19 protein-coding genes and 1 tRNA gene are annotated in these 18,294 nt (G+C 66.1%); 8 read left to right on the forward strand and 12 right to left on the reverse strand.

Features of this window, described 5'->3' with window-relative positions; translation table 11 throughout:
• Nucleotides 1-12: 12 nt before the first annotated feature.
• From AAHS21_RS02800 to AAHS21_RS02810, 3 genes are all read right to left on the reverse strand, one after another.
• Nucleotides 13-2,070 carry a hypothetical protein gene (locus AAHS21_RS02800; protein ID WP_342926551.1) on the reverse strand — a complete coding sequence of 686 codons (2,058 nt, stop codon included), beginning with the start codon at nt 2,068-2,070 and terminating at the stop codon, nt 13-15.
• Between the two features lie 153 nt (nt 2,071-2,223).
• Entirely contained in the window at nt 2,224-2,796 is a 573-nt protein-coding gene (gene dcd, locus AAHS21_RS02805; RefSeq protein WP_342926178.1) for a dCTP deaminase, read from the reverse strand.
• Between the two features lie 32 nt (nt 2,797-2,828).
• A complete protein-coding gene (locus tag AAHS21_RS02810) occupies nt 2,829-3,476 on the reverse strand; it encodes a hypothetical protein (RefSeq protein ID WP_342926179.1) in 648 nt (215 codons plus the stop codon).
• 137 nt (nt 3,477-3,613) lie between these two features.
• Here AAHS21_RS02810 and AAHS21_RS02815 point away from each other — a divergent pair.
• Nucleotides 3,614-3,687, forward strand: a tRNA-Gly gene (locus AAHS21_RS02815).
• Nucleotides 3,688-3,693: 6 nt separating this feature from the next.
• On the opposite strand, the gene AAHS21_RS02820 is transcribed toward AAHS21_RS02815, so the two are convergent.
• Nucleotides 3,694-4,068 carry a hypothetical protein gene (locus AAHS21_RS02820; protein ID WP_342926180.1) on the reverse strand — a complete coding sequence of 125 codons (375 nt, stop codon included), beginning with the start codon at nt 4,066-4,068 and terminating at the stop codon, nt 3,694-3,696.
• A gap of 80 nt (nt 4,069-4,148) precedes the next feature.
• Nucleotides 4,149-4,976, reverse strand: a complete 828-nt coding sequence (locus AAHS21_RS02825; protein WP_342926181.1) for a Stf0 family sulfotransferase — start codon at nt 4,974-4,976, stop codon at nt 4,149-4,151.
• A gap of 92 nt (nt 4,977-5,068) precedes the next feature.
• Here AAHS21_RS02825 and AAHS21_RS02830 point away from each other — a divergent pair, with 92 nt between their 5' ends.
• A complete protein-coding gene (locus tag AAHS21_RS02830; RefSeq protein ID WP_342926552.1) occupies nt 5,069-5,827 on the forward strand; it encodes a class I SAM-dependent methyltransferase in 759 nt (252 codons plus the stop codon).
• Here AAHS21_RS02830 and AAHS21_RS02835 read toward each other — a convergent pair whose 3' ends face one another.
• Nucleotides 5,828-6,457 (reverse strand): NAD(P)-binding domain-containing protein, encoded by a 630-nt coding sequence (locus tag AAHS21_RS02835; protein ID WP_342926182.1) that lies wholly within the window; start codon nt 6,455-6,457, stop codon nt 5,828-5,830.
• 97 nt (nt 6,458-6,554) lie between these two features.
• Here AAHS21_RS02835 and AAHS21_RS02840 point away from each other — a divergent pair, with 97 nt between their 5' ends.
• From AAHS21_RS02840 to AAHS21_RS02850, 3 genes are all read left to right on the forward strand, one after another.
• Nucleotides 6,555-7,037 carry a MarR family winged helix-turn-helix transcriptional regulator gene (locus tag AAHS21_RS02840; protein WP_342926183.1) on the forward strand — a complete coding sequence of 161 codons (483 nt, stop codon included), beginning with the start codon at nt 6,555-6,557 and terminating at the stop codon, nt 7,035-7,037.
• A 95-nt stretch (nt 7,038-7,132) separates the two neighbouring features.
• The gene (locus AAHS21_RS02845) at nt 7,133-7,936 is read left to right on the forward strand and encodes a mycofactocin-coupled SDR family oxidoreductase (protein ID WP_342926184.1); all 804 of its coding nucleotides are present in this window, start codon (nt 7,133-7,135) and stop codon (nt 7,934-7,936) included.
• A 116-nt stretch (nt 7,937-8,052) separates the two neighbouring features.
• Nucleotides 8,053-9,153, forward strand: coding sequence for a ferritin-like domain-containing protein (locus AAHS21_RS02850; RefSeq protein WP_342926185.1), 1,101 nt, complete (start codon nt 8,053-8,055; stop codon nt 9,151-9,153).
• A 54-nt stretch (nt 9,154-9,207) separates the two neighbouring features.
• On the opposite strand, the gene AAHS21_RS02855 is transcribed toward AAHS21_RS02850, so the two are convergent.
• Nucleotides 9,208-9,699: a carboxymuconolactone decarboxylase family protein gene (locus AAHS21_RS02855; protein WP_342926186.1), complete on the reverse strand. Its 492-nt coding sequence runs from the start codon at nt 9,697-9,699 to the stop codon at nt 9,208-9,210.
• Between the two features lie 127 nt (nt 9,700-9,826).
• On the opposite strand from AAHS21_RS02855, the gene AAHS21_RS02860 reads away from it, so the two are divergent.
• Nucleotides 9,827-10,162: a helix-turn-helix domain-containing protein gene (locus tag AAHS21_RS02860; RefSeq protein WP_342926187.1), complete on the forward strand. Its 336-nt coding sequence runs from the start codon at nt 9,827-9,829 to the stop codon at nt 10,160-10,162.
• A 67-nt stretch (nt 10,163-10,229) separates the two neighbouring features.
• Here the strand turns inward: AAHS21_RS02860 and AAHS21_RS02865 are convergent, their stop codons facing one another.
• The gene (locus tag AAHS21_RS02865; RefSeq protein WP_342926188.1) at nt 10,230-10,871 is read right to left on the reverse strand and encodes a S1 family peptidase; all 642 of its coding nucleotides are present in this window, start codon (nt 10,869-10,871) and stop codon (nt 10,230-10,232) included.
• 192 nt (nt 10,872-11,063) lie between these two features.
• Here AAHS21_RS02865 and AAHS21_RS02870 point away from each other — a divergent pair, with 192 nt between their 5' ends.
• Entirely contained in the window at nt 11,064-11,921 is an 858-nt protein-coding gene (locus AAHS21_RS02870) for a L,D-transpeptidase (protein WP_342926189.1), read from the forward strand.
• 248 nt (nt 11,922-12,169) lie between these two features.
• Here the strand turns inward: AAHS21_RS02870 and AAHS21_RS02875 are convergent, their stop codons facing one another.
• The 3 genes from AAHS21_RS02875 to AAHS21_RS02885 form a co-directional block, all read right to left on the reverse strand.
• Nucleotides 12,170-12,703 (reverse strand): hypothetical protein, encoded by a 534-nt coding sequence (locus tag AAHS21_RS02875; RefSeq protein ID WP_096284108.1) that lies wholly within the window; start codon nt 12,701-12,703, stop codon nt 12,170-12,172.
• A 187-nt stretch (nt 12,704-12,890) separates the two neighbouring features.
• Nucleotides 12,891-13,733 carry a carotenoid biosynthesis protein gene (locus tag AAHS21_RS02880; RefSeq protein ID WP_342926190.1) on the reverse strand — a complete coding sequence of 281 codons (843 nt, stop codon included), beginning with the start codon at nt 13,731-13,733 and terminating at the stop codon, nt 12,891-12,893.
• Nucleotides 13,734-13,780: 47 nt separating this feature from the next.
• Nucleotides 13,781-15,811: a cyclic nucleotide-binding domain-containing protein gene (locus tag AAHS21_RS02885; RefSeq protein ID WP_342926191.1), complete on the reverse strand. Its 2,031-nt coding sequence runs from the start codon at nt 15,809-15,811 to the stop codon at nt 13,781-13,783.
• Between the two features lie 146 nt (nt 15,812-15,957).
• Here AAHS21_RS02885 and AAHS21_RS02890 point away from each other — a divergent pair, with 146 nt between their 5' ends.
• Nucleotides 15,958-16,728 (forward strand): alpha/beta fold hydrolase, encoded by a 771-nt coding sequence (locus tag AAHS21_RS02890; RefSeq protein WP_342926192.1) that lies wholly within the window; start codon nt 15,958-15,960, stop codon nt 16,726-16,728.
• A 41-nt stretch (nt 16,729-16,769) separates the two neighbouring features.
• Here AAHS21_RS02890 and AAHS21_RS02895 read toward each other — a convergent pair whose 3' ends face one another.
• Nucleotides 16,770-18,260 (reverse strand): diacylglycerol kinase family protein, encoded by a 1,491-nt coding sequence (locus tag AAHS21_RS02895; protein ID WP_342926193.1) that lies wholly within the window; start codon nt 18,258-18,260, stop codon nt 16,770-16,772.
• Nucleotides 18,261-18,294: the final 34 nt, after the last annotated feature.

Raw genomic sequence — 18,294 nt, forward strand, 5'->3', positions numbered from 1 at the left:
GGGTCGAGATGACTAGTGATGGCCACCGCCACCGCCGCCGCTATGACCGCCGCCTCCGCCGCCGCCGCCGCCAAAGCCACCGCCGCTGTGACCGCCGCCGCCACCGAGGCCGCCGCCTCCGCCGAGGCCGCCGCCACCACCGCCGCCGCCACCGAGGCCGCCGCCGCCGCCTCCGCCGCCGCCAAAGCCACCGCCACCGAGGCCGCCACCCCCGCCTATGGGTCCGCCCCCGACGGGACCGCCGCCACCGTGTCCGCCACCACCGAACGGACCACCACCAGACGGCCCCCCACCAAACGGGCCGCCACCAACCGGGCCGCCACCGCCATGGCCACCCCCACCAAACGGACCACCACCGACGGGTCCGCCGCCACCGTGTCCGCCACCACCGAACGGACCACCACCAGACGGTCCGCCACCAGCCGGGCCGCCATCACCGTGGCCACCCCCACCGAGCGGACCACCACCGAACGGACCACCAGTGGGACCACCCGAACCGTGGCCGCCACCCGAACCCGAACCCGGAGGCGGAATATGCCCACCGCCAGGACCACCCGGACCCGAACCGGGAAGACCACCCGAACCGCCACCGTTAACGCCGCCCGTACCCGAACCAGGAGGCGGAAGGTGGCCACCGCCGTGGCCATCGCCCGGGCCAGATTCCGGAGGAGTCTGATGCGGTGGTGACTGCGGTACGGACTCCGGCGGCTGCGGGATGTGCACCGGCGGCGGTTCCTGCACCACTACGGGGGGCGGTTGCTGCACAACCACAGGCGGCGGTACCGGTCGCGGTGGCGCCTGGATCACCGGCGGGCTCATCAGCCATTCCGGAGCCGGCATGCGGATCTGGGGCACCGGGATCGGCACCACGACCGGGACTGGGACCGCCGGAGCAATCGGAGCAGGAGCCGCGGGCAGAGGCGGCAACGCGGGAGCAGGAGCTGCCGGCAACGGTGCCGCCAACGCCGGACTCAACGGCTTGGGCGCCGCGACGGGGGCGGGCAGGACGATCTTCGGCTGTGCCACGGACGCCTCAGCCGGCGGGGGCGCGGACGCCGGTTGTGTTGGCACGATGAGGTTTTGGTTGGGGCTGGGCTGCACCGCGACGTTCGTGGTGCGGATGCCGATGGCCAGCGCGATCTCCAGTGCGACCACCGCGCTGATTGCGATCACCGCCATCCCACTGCCGACCAACAGCACCGGCCTGCGACGAGGTCCGCTTGCATCCGGCCCACCGAAGTCGGACGGATCGATCACGACGGTTGGCGCGTCGGCGTCCTCGTCGGACACCAGGCTGTAGGCGAGCTCGTCGCGACCGAGCGGCGCATCGGAAAGATACGTCACGCCAAGGTATTCGGGCCCGGCATCCGGATGGACGGCGCCGGTGCCCGGGTCTTGTGCGTAGGCCAGCGCCGCGGTCGACGACGCGAACAGCGGCGCGTTGGCTGACGCCAGCGCGGCCCCGTGGGCCAGGGCCGTCTCGGGCTCTTCCGGCGCATTCACGGTCAGCGAGGTCGCGGAATCCAGTGCCGGCTTGATCGGGCCCACGTCGACGCCCGATCCGATCACGAACACCCCGCCGGGAGGTGTGTCCAGCTCGTCGAGCCAGGAGATCATCCCGGTCAGTTGTGCGGTGGCTTCGTCGTAGGACTCGGCGACGATCTGTTCCTTGTAGACGTCGGTGATGGAACCGTCGGAGGTCTCGACGACGGCCAGCGTCGCGGTGTCGGGCTCGACGAACAACACCGCGGTGGTGTCGTAACCCATTGCGCCGCCGACGGATTGGCCAAGTGCGGCAGCGGCGAGGAACGACGAGACCAGCATCACGTTCTCGAGCTTGTAGGAGGCCAGCGCGTCGCGAAGCACGGCCGCGTGCGCCGGGTCGGTCCATGTCACGCCGATCGACGACAACTCCAACCCGGCGTCCGCGGCACCCTCGCGGGTGCCAAGGATCGCGGAGATCACCCGATCGGGAACGGCTGTGGGTTGGGTGTCATCGGCGGCGGTGAGGGGAAACTGATCCTCTTCGACCAGGGCGCCGTCAGCGTTCTCGCCCTCGACCACGATCATCTGAACCGAAGTCGGTGCGATCGATACCCCGAGCACGATATCCAAAGCGAACCACTCCAAAAGTGTTGCAAGACAAGCTATGCCCGGACCAGAAGAAACGACCCCGACTACTACATACTTCCTTACAAAGGCCGTGCGGGCAGCCCGCGCAAGCTATGTAGTTCTTATGAAGTTCTCGTAAGAGCGAGAAGGTGTCGGTCCGCGCTGGCCCTGGTACTTCGAACCGACCCGGGAACTGCCGTAGGGGTGTTCGGCCGGGCTGGTCAAACGCAGGATGCACAGCTGCCCGATCTTCATGCCTGGCCATAGCGTGATGGGCAGGTTGGCGACGTTGGACAGCTCGAGGGTGATGTGACCGGTGAAGCCGGGATCGATGAATCCGGCGGTCGAGTGCGTCAGCAGGCCGAGCCGGCCCAGCGACGACTTGCCTTCCAGGCGCCCGGCGAGGTCGTCGGCCAGCGCGACCTGTTCCAAGGTCGAGCCAAGCACGAACTCGCCCGGGTGCAGCACGAACGGCTCCCCCTCGGCGGGTTCCACCAGGCTGGTCAGTTCGTCCTGCTGCTTGGCGGGGTCGATGTGGGTGTAGCGGGTGTTGTTGAACACGCGGAACATGCTGTCGAGGCGAACGTCGACGCTGGAGGGCTGTACGAGAGTGTCGTCGAACGGGTCGATGCCCAACCGGCCGGCGGAGATTTCGGCCCTGAGGTCACGATCGGAGAGCAGCACGCGACGAGCCTATCCGCTGCGTTGTCCCGTGCTCAGTCGGCGAGGTACGTTTCGCCACCCTTGGGGTAGCCGCCCCCGGTCGTCGTGACGTGGACGTGGTCATAGTGGCCGAGCCTGCTCGTTTGTGCTCCGTTGGGCGTGTAGTAGACGCCGCGCCAAATCGCGTCTTGGATGCCGAATCGGTTCGCGTTCTTCAGCACGTACGCGACGATCGCGTTGCCCAGCGCGATGCCCTGCGCGCTCTGGGGGTTCGGGATCATCACGTCCAGCGCCAAGCCAAGGGGATGCCAGGGCAGCGGATCCGGTCGCACACCGCCGATTTCGTGAATCTCCGGGAATGTCGCGCTGATGGCGCGCGACGCCAGGATCGTGCGCACCTGCAGGCCCTGTTCCGAGCAGAGCCCGACGGGCAAGAAGCGGGATCGAACGTGATACCGGGATGCCATCGGCTGGCGATCGGGAGCACCCGCTGCCGCCCAGCTGCGCGGCAAGTTCGCTTCCGCGGCGACGATTTCCAATCGGCTCGGTGCGACGTCACCAATAACGGCTTTGGCCTCCGCCGGCGCGGCAATTGGGCCGACGTCGCCGCCCACCGCGAAGAACACCGCGGCAGGCGCCAGCACCGCTGCCAGGACAACCGGCGACTTCCGCCGCTTCTTAGCTAATCTGTGCCGGCCCACCCACGGCACATTACGGCATGATAACGAAAGAATAAATGTGAGCATTTTAAATTTGCGTGGATAGCCACAATTCGACGTCAGCATTCGACTGTCGCGGCTGGTCGAGCGCCCGGGTGCTAGCCTTCTTGGGCAACCGCGCCGATGTAGTTCAATGGCAGAACATCAGCTTCCCAAGCTGAATACGCGGGTTCGATTCCCGTCATCGGCTCCACCGCAGTTATCGCATGCGCCGGAGGAGATCAGTCAGCTGAAACATCGCCGACAAAAGCATGCCCTCGACCTGCAGCTGCTGACCCGGCGGCAGATTGCGAGTCTCCGCGTCGACCATCGGGGCCTCCTGTTGTAGGGCCTTCAGCCGTCGATTCCGCTCGTCCGGGCTGAGGGTGTCCCAGTTGTCGTGCAGATCGGAGATGTGGGCTTGAAAGTTCTGCACCGCCACCACCGGATCGGGGTCGACAACCGGACCGGGCGGTGGCTGCAGCGGATAGAAGTGAGCCGGCGCCGTCCCGGCCAGCATGTCGGCGTGGGCGGTGCCGGCAGTCAGCGATGTGCCCGCTAAAAGACCGGCAAGTGCGATGGCGGCAATCCTCATGGGAACTCCCTCGGGGCGAATGATCTGGTCGCGGTAAGTGCACAGGGAGGGTTTTGCTACCGATCCCAACATCGACGCTGCTACGACGAGCCGCGAAACTCGCGATGCTGCCGGTCAATTAGTCGGCGCCAGCTTTCGTTGATGTGGTCGGACTGACGCTCAAGCGGCGGCTTGGGCAAGCCGGCGGCGTGCGCGGGATCGGCGCCCAGGAACTGCAAAACTCGCGCAATCTCACCGCGATAATCCGCGTCGAGCTCTTCGTACTGAACCGTCAAAACCTCATGACGCCCAGTAGTGAAGTAATCGATCCACGCTGCCTGTTCGGCGGCGAGACCGCGTTCTATCTCGATAATCTGCTCGTATGTCGGTGCCACGCCGGTGAGATCGGCCGCGGCCTCGCCTAAAGCGGGCCGAGCCAGATAGAGCCCCCACGGGCGCACACTTTCCGATGAGCCGTGCGAACGAAACCACTCGCCGGTCGCTTCGGCGCGAAACAGCGATAGGGCCTGCGCACGCCGATCAACACGGACGATATTGACGAAAACTGCTGCGGGGAAGAGCTTTTCGAGAACCAGTCCCGGATCGCCGCGCCCACCCAGGGCTTGCCCTAGCGAAACGACATGGCGCCAATGAATTTTCACACCCCGAACACCGTTCTCCGTCGTCGCGAACGCCAAAACCTTCGCCAGATATTCGTCCCACGAGCAATTCGCCGGGAGGTTCAAATCCTCTTTGTAGGACGCAATGTGGTCGGGTGTGAAGTACTCCTCGGGCCGCCCGGCAACTCCGGTCGCCACCAGGCCGGCGGCCAGAAGTGAACTGCCCGAACGGGGAGTGGAGGCGATGACATAAGTCGCGTGTCTCGTCACCTTCGACCCTCCGCGATTGCTCCTATGCCCGTTCGCCACTACCTAGAGTTTCAGCGGCCATTGCCATTGTGTCGAGCATGCCTACGATCGGTTTCTGGACGTTCGCTCGACACTTTGACGAGAAGGCATTGATGTCTCGGACATTCGAAGATTTGGTGGCCGAAGCCGATTCGGTATCCGTCGACGGCTGGGACTTCTCCTGGCTCGACGGCCGTGCGACCGAGGAACGGCCGTCCTGGGGCTACCAGCGGTTGCTGAGCAGCCGCTTGGCGACGGTGTCGGCCGCGCTGGACATTCACACCGGCGGCGGGGAGGTACTAGCCGGCGCGGGACCTTTTCCGCCCACGATGGCGGCGCTGGAGACCTGGCCGCCGAACGCGGCCCTGGCAACCAAACGCTTACATCCGCTCGGCGTGGTGCTCGTGGTGACTCGGGATGAACCGCCGTTGCCGTTCGCTGACGAAGCGTTCGACCTGGTGACCACACGCCATCCGATCTCCGTGTGGTGGACGGAGATCCGTCGGGTGCTGCGGCCGGGCGGCACCTACTTCGCGCAACACATCGGGCCCGCCACGGTGCGCGAGCTGGTCGAGTACTTCACCGCGCCGCGGCCAGAGATATGGGCCGAGTTGCACCCGGACACCGTGCGCGCGCAGGCACAGGCCGCGGGCCTGCAGATCGTGGACCTGCGCATGGAGCGGCTGCGCGCCGAGTTCTTCGACATCGGCGCCGTCGTCTACTTCCTGCGCAAGGTGATTTGGACGGTGCCAGACTTCACCGTGCAGCGCTATCGGAACCGGCTACGCCAACTTCACGAACGCATCGAGGCCGAGGGGCCGTTCGTCGCGCATTCGACGCGGCTGCTCGTCGAGGTCCGTAAGCCCGGATGATCAGCCGGGAACGGCGGCGCCGAGGGCGAAGTCGAAGCTCCCCACGCCGTGGCGCGCGAGACCCATCATGACAAGGCCCGTTCCTTCCAGCCAGTGCGCCATGTTCAAGCCACCGACGTCCAGCGGGCGTAGCCCGAGGCTGTCGATGAACTCCGCCACGGCCTTCTTGGCGCGCGCGTCGTCGCCCGCGAGGAAGACGTCGAGCGGTCGGCCCTCGGCCAGGACGACGCCGAAGATTGTGTTGAATGCCTTCACCACGCTGGCGCTGGCCGGAGCCGCCTTGGCAACTTCCTGCGCGACCGAGGTGTCATGCGGGATGGCGAGCCCGTCGGCCGCGGAATTGAACGGGTTGCTGATGTCGACGATGACCTTGCCCGCGAGGGCGTCTCCATATTGGGCTACAACCGGAACGACGTTGGCGTACAACAGGGAAACGATGACGATGTCCCCGGCCGGGACGGCACCGAACTCTCCGGTCGTGGCGCTGTCGCCGAGATCCTTGGCCAAGTCGGCCGCCTTCGACGGGTCGCGGCCGATGACCTCCACGGCATTGCCGCCCGCCACTGCCAGAGCGCCGATGGTGCGGGCCATGTTCCCGGTGCCGATGATGCTGATGCTGATGCTGCTCATGAGGTATCCCGTCCAAAGCTAGCGATGAGAAAGGTTGATCACTCAACCTTATGCCCCATTTGTTGACTCGTCAACCAAATGAGTACCATGGCGGCTAATGGAACCGAACTGGTTGAACCCTCGTGAAGACCGCGCGTGGCGGGCCTTCAAGCACGCTCACCATCAACTCGACGTGCAGCTGAACCGGGGCCTGCAGGCATCGGGACTATCCGGGGCCGACTACGAGGTCCTGGCGGTGCTCACCAGCCGCGACGGGGACCGCATGCCCGCGCGCGACCTGTGCAACACACTGGGCTGGGAGAAGAGCCGTGTCTCCCACCAAGTACGGCGCATGGAGAAGGACGGGCTGATCGGCCGCGAGCCCAACCCCGATGACGCCCGTAGCACCATGGTCTGCCTGCTGCCGGCCGGCCGCGACGCCATCGAGAAGGCGGCGCCCGGGCACGTGGAGGACGTCCGCCGCAACTTCATCGACCTGCTCACTCCGGCCGAGCTCGACATCCTCGCCGCCCTCAACGAACGGGTCCTGCACCACCTGGCCAACGCCGACGACGCTCCCACCGAGGGCGACCTGTCGTGAACCACTTGCCGACCGCGAGCCACGAATTATGTTCCACAGCAACGTCTTTCATGATACGTCGGTAAGCGCCTGACTCGCTGGTAGCTTCTATCCCCATGGGTGCTTTGGATGGACGCGTGGCCTTGATCACCGGCGGAGCTCGGGGGCAGGGGCGCGCGCATGCGCTGGCGTTAGCCGCAGAGGGAGCCGACGTCGTGGTCGCCGATGCCCCCGAAGCGATGGCGGAGCTGACCTACCCGCTGGGCACCGACGAAGACCTGCAGGAGACGACGAAGCTCGTTGAGGAATTGGGCCGGCGGTGCTTGCCGCTGACCCTGGACGTGCGCGATTGCGCCGCGGTAGGCGCCGCGATCAAACAAATCGTCGCCGATATGGGCAGCCTTGACATCGTGGTGGCCAATGCCGGCATCGTCAGCACCGGGCTGCTGGAACACGTCAGCGACGTGGTCTGGCGACAGCTCATCGACACGAACCTGACCGGCGCGTTTCACACCTTGCGGGCCGCGATACCGGTAATGCGACAGCAGCGGTTCGGCAGGATCGTCGTGACCTCCTCGATGGGCGGCCGCATGGGCATTCCCGAGCTGGCCGCCTACAACGCCACCAAATGGGGTGTCATCGGCCTGGCGAAATCCGCCGCGTTAGAGGTTGCCAAAGAGGGCATCACGATCAACGTCATCTGCCCCACCACCGTCCAAACCCCGATGGTGCAACCGGCTGGAAGTGACGACATCCCAGACGATCTGGTGCGCCGGATGATGCGAGCCAACCCCATCCCCCAGCCTTGGCTACAGCCCGAGGACGTCAGCCGCGCCGTGGTGTATCTGGTCACCGATCCAGGGGTCATCACCGGAAGCGTGCTCGAGATCGGCCTGGGCGGCAGCGCGCGCATGCACTGAGGTAGCTGACTGCGATCATTTTCCTCCCTCGTCAAGGGTTGACAGCGCCGCCACCCGCGGCGCACTGTGATAGCCATCACATGACCACTGGTCACGTTGGAGAGAGGTGGCAGCCCATGACCACGAGAGACAAGTACACGGACGTCCCCGAGCCGTATTCGTGGGCAGTCCCCAGCGCCGGCGACGCGCGCTTCACCTGGGAGTACGACGAGGGGCGCGACAGACTCCTTTCCCTCTACCAAAAGGGCAAGGACAAGCAGTGGGACGCGCAGTCGCGCATCGACTGGGCACAAGACGTCGACCCGAACAACCCCGTCGGGCTGCCCGACGAATTCCATCCGCTGTTCGGCAGCCCGATGTGGGAGGCCGCGGACGAAGCACGCCGCGCCGAGATGCGCCTGCACTCCCAAGCCTGGCAGTTCTCCCAGTTCCTGCACGGCGAGCAGGGGGCGATGGTGTGCGCGGCCAAGATCGTCGACGTCGTCCCGGACCTGGACGCGAAGTTCTACGCGGCCACCCAGACCATGGACGAGGCCCGGCACGTCGAGGCGTTCTCGCGGTTCCTGCAGGAGAAGGTCGGGCTGGTCTACCCGATCAACAAGCACCTGACGGCCCTGCTGGACGACACCCTGCGCGACTCCCGATGGGACATGCCCTACCTCGGGATGCAGGTTCTCATCGAAGGGCTCGCGCTGGCCGCCTTCGGAGTGCTGCGTGACATGGCGGCACCGGACTCGCTGGCCAAGCAACTGCTGGCCTACGTCATGCAGGACGAGGCCCGCCACGTCGCCTTCGGCCGAATCTCGTTGAAGGACTACTACTGCGCGCTGACCGAATCCGAGCGCGACGAGCGTGAAGAGTTCGTCGTGGACGCCTGCTACCTGATGCGCGACCGGTTCCGCGCCGAGGAGGTTTTCGAAACCCTCGGCCTCGACGTCAAAGCGTGTGCCGAGTGGGTCGACACTTCGCCGCTGATGATCCAGTTCCGCTCACACCTATTCAGCCGTATCGTGCCGATCGTCAAGGACATCGGCCTGTGGGGCGACAAGGTGCAAAAGGCGTTTTCGGATATGGGTGTCCTCGACATGGGCGGCTTCGACATCGAGTCGCTGATGAAGGCCGATGAGGATCAGGCCGAAGCGCTGGACAAGGCGCATGCCGAGATGGCAGAGCGGGCCCTCGAGGTGGACCAGGTGATCGCGGCGGGCGCGAGCTGACGATCCTGGCATTAACCCTTGAAGTGCGCCATACTCATTGCGACGCAACCGATTTCAGTGGTGGACATCGGTGAAGTCGGTGAATCGCGGCGTGGACGGCTCGAGCGGTAGCCGAAGCCCGTTGACCAGATAGCTCACCATCCGGTAGTAGCCGGCGAGCATGAGCAATTCGATGATCGCCTCGTCCGAGTGGTATCTGGTGAGGCTTTCCCACAAGTCGTCGTCGACAGTGCAGAACTCGTGCAAGCTATCGCAAAGCCGGATGAGCACTCGGTCCTGTTCGCTCCACGGGCCGTCGCCCGGACCGCCTCGCACCAGTGACGCGATCTGCCGGGAGTCGAGCCCAGCCTTTTCGCCATAGGCCGAAACATGAACGCCCCACTCATATTCCGCACCGCATTGTGCCGTCACACGGTCGATGACGATCTCGCGCTGCCGGATGGTCAGGTGGCCGCGGTCGAGAAGCCCGGAGCTGAACAACTTGCCGAACAGCCGGCGGTCGCGGGCCAGTGTCGTGAAGAGAACCAGCGGTTCGCCGCCTCGCATGACGGCATCGATAGCCTCTCGGATGTCGGTCGGTAGCGGAAGCGGCGCGGGTTCGATACGGGCACTATGATTTCTATAGCAGCTCATGCCCGAGGACGATACCCACCAATGCTATAAAATGTAAAGCATGAATTCTGCCCAGGCAGGCAGGCCGGTACGGGGCTCGTCGACAGGACGACCGATCATGGTCGTCCTCGACATCCTCGGACGGCGCGGAGCCCTGCGAGTGTTATGGGAATTGCGCGACGGCCCATTGACCTTCCGCGCTCTTCAGACAGCGTGTGAGAGCAACCCCGGTTCGATAAACACCCGCTTGAAGGAACTCCGCGACCTCGCCATCGTCGAGCACCAAGAGACCGGCTATCGCCTTACCGAACATGGGCGTCAGCTCGCAGAGATGCTCTACTCGCTGCAAGGGTGGGCGGAGGATTGGGCCGCGGATTCCCGGCGCCTTCTGACCTGAGCGATGCCAAGATATCGGCATGAGCGACCCACGGGTCACTGCACCAACAACGAGCTAACGGCCGACGTCAGCTAACGAGGTGCACACCCCATCTACCCAGCAGGGGCTGCACCAGGACGAAGTACGTCGTGTTGGGGTCACCCGCGAGCGACGTCTCCATCACCAGGCCGATCGCGGTCACGGTGCCATCCGCGTTCTTCACGTAGCCGGGCCCGCCGCTGTCGCCCGGCTGGGCGAACACGTTGGCTTCGACGACTTCGCCGTCGATGCTCTTGACGGAGCCACAGGTCTCCCCGGACATCGCGCCGAACTTGCAGAACGGCATGCCCGCCTTGATCTGGGAAGCGCTCAAGACGCCCCGGACACGCTGGCCGCCGACGTCAGCGCCCGGAGCGCCGACGCCCGGGTCGAGACGGATGATCGCGGCGTCCTTCAGATCGCCCAGCATCTCACTGGAGGTGACGTGTCCCAGCGGGACATTCTCGTCGTAAGTGAACGGCGCCCCATGGTCACAATGCCCGCTGGTGAACAAGTAGTAACTGCCGTCGCCACCTTGGGCCGCGAAACCCGTTGTGCACTTGGTAATTCCATCGCTGACCAGAATCCCGGGGGCGGGAGGCGGCGCGGCCACCGCCGTGCCCGCGAATGCGACCGCGCACAGCAGCGCGGCAGCCGCCAGACCAACCCCACGAATCCAACGCCCCGACACACCGTCCTCCTCTGCTGACAACACTGGTGCTCAGACATCCGCCCTGCGTATGACCCACGTTGACAGATCGGACCGCTGTGGCCAAATCGTGACAGACACTTGATCAATTGCTAACGCGCCCTTACGCTTCCGCAGTTCAGCAGGCATTTACCATTCCTATTGCAACTCTGTCAGTTAAAAGGAATTGGGGTTATGGGCGCGGGTATTCGGTGTGCCGTGGCTGTCATCGGAATCGGCGCGAGCGTGGTCGCTGGGACCGCCGTTGTGAATTTGCCGGCCCCGGCCGATCTGAGCCTCGCTGCGGCCAGCCAGGCGTATACCCCCTTCCCCATCGCGTCGGTGCAGCCCACCGGCGGCCAGGCCGTCGGCGTGGCACACCCCGTCATAGTGACCTTCCGCTCCCCCGTCTCCGACCGGCATGCCGCCGAGCGTGCCCTCGACGTGAAGTCAACGCCGCCGATGACGGGCAAGTACGAATGGCTGGACAACAAAGTGGTGCAGTGGGTTCCCGACCGATACTGGCCTGCCCACACCACGATCGCGCTGACCGTGGAAGGCCAGCCCGCTGAGATCAAGACGGGTCCGAGGGTCATCGGCATCGCCAGCATCTCCGAGCACACCTTCACCGTGAGCATCGACGGGGTCGAGGCGGGACCGCCGTCGTCACTGCCGTCGCCACACCACCGGCCGCACTTCGGCCAAGAGGGCGTGCTGCCTGCCTCGCTGGGTAGACCCGAGTACCCGACGCCGATCGGGTCCTACACGGTCCTGTCCAAAGACCGCTCGGTGCAAATGGATTCGAGCAGCGTCGGCATTCCCGTCAACGATCCCGACGGTTATCTCGTCAACGTCGACTACGCCGTTCGGATCACCAACCATGGTCTTTTCGTGCACTCAGCCCCCTGGGCGGTCAATTCGCTGGGGCTGGAGAATGTCAGCCACGGCTGCATCAGCCTGAGCCCCGAGGACGCCGAGTGGTACTACAACACGGTCAACGTCGGTGACCCGGTCGTCGTACGCGAGGCTACTAACGAATTGCCGTCGTCGTAAACCGTTGCGGCACAGTCTCTAGCATTGCTTCGCCGTCTCTAGCGTTGGTTCGCGGTCTCTAGCGTTGCGCCGCGGCGTCGAGTGTGCGTTCACGGCGGCATTTCGGCGGACTTTCCGCCGTGGCTTAACACGCAACGCCCTCGCGTCACACGCAACGCCCTGGCTTCACACGCCACGCGGAACCCGATGTCCCACAATGAAAATGACCCGCCGGGTGCGGCCCGGCGGGTCATTTTCACTGCTAGGGTTTAGCCTCCGTGTACCGGCGAGGGGCCGGGCGAAACCGGCTGGCCGGCCACCGGCCCGCCGGTGGGCGCCGGGCCGGTCGGCGCGTCCTTCACCCCAGACATGTCAATCAGCGGGGCGACCGGAAGGCCATCCGCGACTCCGCCGAGGGCAACCAGCGGAGCACCCAGCGGCAAGGGAGCACCGATCGGCACCGGAGGCGCAAACGGCAACGGGGGGACCACCGGCACCGGCGGTCCGAGCGCGATCAACGGTGCACCAGCCGGAACTGGGACAATTCCCGGACCAGGCACCACCATTGGAACACCCGCCATATCAGTCAATGGGGCCGCACACGGTGCTGCGGCTCCGGCTGCGCCGCCTGCACCCACCGGCCCCGCGGCCGGCGCGCCAGCCTCGCCGGCCTGGCCGTACATGCACGCACCGCCACCCGTCATATATGGGACGGCTGCAGCGTCCGGGCTCAACGCTATAGCGGCACCGCACAATCCAGCGCTAGCAACAATACCGATGTTGAATCGATCAAAGATCGTCATCAACGTCCAACTCCTTCATTCGCGCAGCAGAACCACATAGCCGTAGCCAAGTCGCCCCTCGACGACCGCCCCCATTGTTGGTGGGCGACCGGCGGCACGACGCGCGCCGCACCGCGCCGTTTCCAAATGGTGACGTCACGACGCCGTCACAAGTCGGTAGCGCGAATACTGCGCCGCGCCAAGGAGATCAGCAAAGTGACGGCCGACGGCTGTAAAGCCGCACCAGTGCAATGATCCCCGTGCAGACGATGGTGAATAGCGCTGCTGAAGCACCGGATTCGTACACGTCGGCGATCCGGATGGTTTTGCCGCCCCGGACCACCGCGCCGGCGGCCGGATGGATCAAGCCGGCGAATACCTGGGTGGCGGTGGACAGCCAGAACAGACATGGCAGCAGCCAGTAGCTGCGGCGCGAGGTGGCGGGTCGGGCAGGGAATCTGGTTTCGACCAGTGCGGCGAGCTGAAAAATCAACCAGCCGGTGAGAAGCCAGCCGAGGAAGTTCGTCAACGGGACACCCAGCGCTCCGGTCGGGTGGTCGTAGGAATACCAGTCGTGAGCCGTCGCTCCGACCGGGTCATAGACAAGGTCGTAACCCCCGAGAATGAACGTCGCCACGATGGGTGTCGTAAAGCGTTCGGCGCCACCACCAGCCACCGCGGGTTCGGCCCGGATGATCACCCGGGCCAGCGCCCAGGCCAGCCAACCGAACATGATCCAGCTTGCGACTGCCACCGGGGGAACGCCCAGAGGTTTCGGACCGGGCAGGTGATGGACGTAGGAGCCGAACGGGAAACCGGTCGCCACACCGATTGCCTCCATCGCGAACGCGACGACGCACGCGATGACGACAAACGCGATCATGCCGCGGGCGGAGTAGCCCAGCCACGCATGGACCACGACGAACAGGATGAGAAATCCCATTTGGGCAGCACCGGCTTGGGCCGTCAGCGACGGACACACCGCCATGACTACCGCGGCGAGCAATGTGAGGATGAGCAAGACCCAGCACAACGCCGTGGAAATTTTCATTCGCGCCGCAACCTCCGTTGGCCAGGGTTGCGTCAGCATATCGGCTGTTACTCGGATTGCCGGGCGCGGTGAAACGCGTCGCGGTCCACGGCCAGCAACGTGGTGTCGCCCTGCGCTCGCACGGTGGCGGTGCGCGGAACGTCGCGCAGGATCGCCAGCTCACCGAATCCGTCCCCGGCGCGCAGTTCACGGATCTCGGCGTCGCTCTCGAAAACCTTTGCGGCGCCGTCGACTATCACGTAGTACGTATCGCCGTAGTCGCCCTCGCGGGTGATAAGCGCACCGTCGCCGGCCGCGAACACCCGCGCCGTATCGGCGAGCTCACCGAGCGCCGTGGCCTCGATCGCGGCCATCGGAGGCTGGGAGGCCAGCAGCTCGCGGGCGGCCCTGCTGCTCAGCGTCGTGTCGCGGCTCACCTCGACGAGGCGTTCGGCGACGGGCGGGGTGGCCATGCGGGTGGTGGCAATCCGGCCGATACGACCGACCGACACGTTATCGGTGCACAGCGCGCTGAGGAACTCGGCGCGTTCGACGGCGACCAGATCAAGCTCCTCGCGCGCCGTCACGGTCGAGGAGCGGGGCACGTCATGCAGCAGGGCGATTTCACCGAAGGAGCCGCCGGGACCAAGCGTGGCTACGCGGTGACCATCGACCGCAACCTCCGCCACGCCGGCAGCGATCATGTAGAAGCGATCACCGGGGTCACCCTGCCGGAAGACCTCGCAGCCAGCGGGCAGCGTCAGGCGCGTCGCGGCCCGCGCGAGCTGTTCAAGTGCCAGCGCCGGCAACGGCTCAAGCATGGGGACGGCGCGAATGACTGCCAGCTTGGCGGCGTCTTCTGCGCTGAGCTGGTCGGCGCCGCGCAGTCGTGGCCAGGCCAGCAACGAGATCAGCCCGGCCACACCGCCGACCAGGCCCAGGGTGGCGGGAAGCCCCAACGGATCGATGAGAAACGGCGCGACCAGGGCGCCGGAGGCCATGCCAAGCGAGTACAGGCTCTGCAGGGTGGCCACGGCCGGCACCATCGACACGCGTGCGACGCCGCGCTGCACCAGAGTGGGCGCGATCGCGTACGTGACCGCACCGGCGACACCCAGCCCCGCGGCCAGCGCCAGTCCGACGACAGGCGAACCGATCATTCCCAGCGAGGCGATGACGGCAGCGAGGCTCAGCAGCGAACCGGCGAGCACGGAAGCCAGGCCGCGACGCGCGGCGAACGACAGCATGGCCAGGGCTCCGAACAGTCCACCGGCGCCGTAAAACGTCATGATTGTCGTGACGCCATCCTTGCCCAGATGCAATTGCTCCTTGGCCACCGACGCACTGCTGGCAAACCAGACGCCCAGCACGATGACGTTGACCGAGAACAATACGGTGGCCGCGGCAGCGGGACGACTTGCGAAGATCCCGCGAAACCCGACGCCCAGCACACTGAGCACCGACCTTGCGACCCCCGTGGACGGCCCAGAGGTATCGGGTCGGGAATTGTCGGCACTCGGTACGCGGATCAGCGCCGCCGCGGCCGCCCCGGTAGCGAAGAGGATCGCCGGCAGGGTGAAGGCCCACCCGAAACCCCAGAGCTCTAGCGCTACTCCGGCCACCGCCGGCCCGACCAGCGCGCTGGCGCTGACGAGTGAGCTGGTCATGGCATTCCCCGCGGCCGCTTCGGCGGCGGTGGTGGAAAGCCGGACCACCATCGCGCCATGCAGCGGCCGCACAGCCCCCGACAAAACAGAGTCGACGGCCACGATCACCAATACGACACCGATGGGCGCCCCGCTGAGCACGGCGATAATGGTCGCGGCCATCGTCAGGGCACGAATCCCGTTCCCGAACGCCAGGTGACGCTGCGGATGTGCGCTCGCCGCGAGCGGCGCGGTCAGCGGCCCGACCAGCCCGGCCGGCAGCGTCACCAGCACCGTCGCCGCACCGACGGCGGCAGCGCCTCCCACCGAGAAGGTGAAGGCGATCACCAGGACCATATGGGCGAATGCGCCGACGTAAAAGGCCGCCCAGGCCGCCATGAGCATGCGCAATTGCCCGTTCCGCGCCAGCATGCGACTCGCAGCGAAGGCCACGCATCCACCTTATGGGGGACGCGTGGCGGCCGCTTCTCGCACCGCTAATTTCCTTTGCGATTCCAATCTTTCGCGTCCAGGCAGCGCTGGCGAAAATATGAGCATGCCGTCGCGGAGGCCCGGCGTCGCGTAGTTAGATCGGCACCATGGGCGAACGCGTCACGTTCCAAAGCTCCAGCGGCGCGAATCTGGCCGGCGTCATCGAGGTCCCGGAATCGGAGGTGCGCGGGTGGGGGGTGTTCGCGCACGGGTTCACCCTCGGCAAGGACTCTCCGGCCGCGTCCCGGATCTGCAAGCAGCTGGCGTCCGACGGCATCGGGATGCTGCGCTTCGACGCGCTGGGGCTCGGTGGATCCGATGGGAACTGGGGTGACGGGTCGTTCACCGTCAAGGTCGACGACGTGGTCCGGGCGTGCGAGTTCATGGCGCACCGCGGGACGCCGGCCGACATTCTGGTCGGTCACTCGTGGGGTGGCGCCGCGGTGATCGCCGCGGCGATGCGCGCCCCGGGCGTGCGGTCGGTCGTCACGGTCGCGGCACCGTTTGACCCCAGCCACGTGGAAAAGCATTACGACGCGGTCGTCGACCGATGCTTGGCCGAGGGCAGCGTCGAGTGGCTGGTCGGCGGGCGCAAGTTGACACTCAAGCGCGCGTTCGTCGAGGACGTCCGCGCGGCCCAGCTGCACGACAAGATCCAGGCGCTACGGCTGCCGTTGCTGATCCTGCACTCGCCGACCGACAACACCGTCGTCATCGACAACGCCAGCGAGATCTTCCGGCTGGCCCGCCACCCGCGTAGCTTCGTCTCACTCGAGGGCTCCGATCACCTGCTCACCGCCCGCGGCCAAGCTCACCGGGCCGGGCGAATCATCGGCGCCTGGGCCGACGCCTACCTGGGGGCTGACGCGGAAAGCTAATGGGCAGAACGCAATTGAGCCCGATCAGCCGAACGGCTGGCTCAGCGAATCGGGCAGAACACCGGCAGCACCCGATACTTCGCGATGAAGCTCGCTTCGCGGTATTCGTCGCCGACCTCGCCGTCATGGGCGATCACTGTCGGCGCGTCGAGGGCCGTGAAGCTGAATTCGGGCACCTGCAGCTCGTGGTAGAGCGGGCTGCGCCGCAGCTGTCCCAACGCCAGCGCGGTCAGGACCCTGGTCCTTGCCAACCGGCGACCGGTTTCGAGAATGCGCACATCGAGCAGACCGTCGTCCATGCGCGTTCGACGCGACGGCGCGAATCCCGTTGGCAGATAAAGCGAGTTGCCCAGAAAGAACAGCGACGTCAGCAGGGTCTTGTTGTCGTAGCGGATGCGGACAGGTTGATCGCTGCGCAGCGTGTGCAGCATCGCGTAGAAGCCGGCCAGCGGCTTGCCGATCCGCTTCTCCAGCTTTTCGCGCTGCTGCACGAATGCCGGATATGCGCCGATGCTGGCGGTGTTGATCACCATCCGACTTTCGTTGAGGCAGACCAGATCAACGCAAGCCACGCTGCCGCGACGGATCGACTCCACCGTCTTGCCGACGGTGTCGCAGCCGATGTCCTTCGCGAAGTGGTTGAACGTTCCGGCCGGAAAGACAGCCAGCGGGAGTCCCGCCTCGACCGCCACCGCCGCCGCGGTGGCCACCGTACCGTCGCCGCCGCCCACCGCGAGCACCTCGGCGCGCGCAGCGGCGGCGCGCAGCACGCGCTCGGGGTCATCGTCGGGACCGAGCTCGACGATCTCGGCCTTCGGCAGCTCGGCGCGAACCTCCTCGACGACGCGAGCCCCGGTGCCGCTACCCGAGGCCGGATTGACCACGAACACCACGCCGGAGCCGTCCGGCCGTTCCGGCGTTTCGACGCGCAGCGGTTCCGATTGCGGCAGAGCGGTTTCGGTGACGGGCGGGACCAGCTTGCCGCCCAGCACGGCGATCCCGGCACCGACGCCCAGCCCCGCGATGACATCGCCGGGGTAGTGTGCGCCGGTCGCCACTCGCGACAACCCGACCAGTCCGGCCAGCAGCGCCAGCGCGAAACCCAAGGGTGGACTCTCCAGGCCCACGCCGACGGCGAACGCGGCGGCGCTGGCCGAGTGTCCCGACGGAAACGAGTTGGACGTCGGGCGGCGGTGGGCTCTTCTGACCACCGGCACCGACTCATAGAGCGGTCGCGAGCGGGGGCGGATGCGTTTGGCGATCTGATTGGTGAACAAGCTCGTCACACCGAGCGTCACGACCCCGCGCGTCGCGCCGCGCTGCGCGGCGGGCTTCCTGGTCGCGAGCAGCCCGGCCGCGATGACGAACCACAGCTTGGAATGGTCGGCCGCCCGCGTCAGCGGCGGCATGACCGTGTCGAGCAGCGGGGTGGGGGTTTCAGCCACGGCGACGAACAACTCGCGATCAAGGGTGCCCAAACCCCGGGTGATCTGTTTGATTCCGCGCGCGCGTTGCCAGGGCCCCCTGCTCATTCGCTACACCCTAGCGGTGGGACTGATAACAATT

It is taken from the genome of Mycobacterium sp. 050272, from assembly GCF_039023525.1.
Classification (GTDB): domain Bacteria; phylum Actinomycetota; class Actinomycetes; order Mycobacteriales; family Mycobacteriaceae; genus Mycobacterium.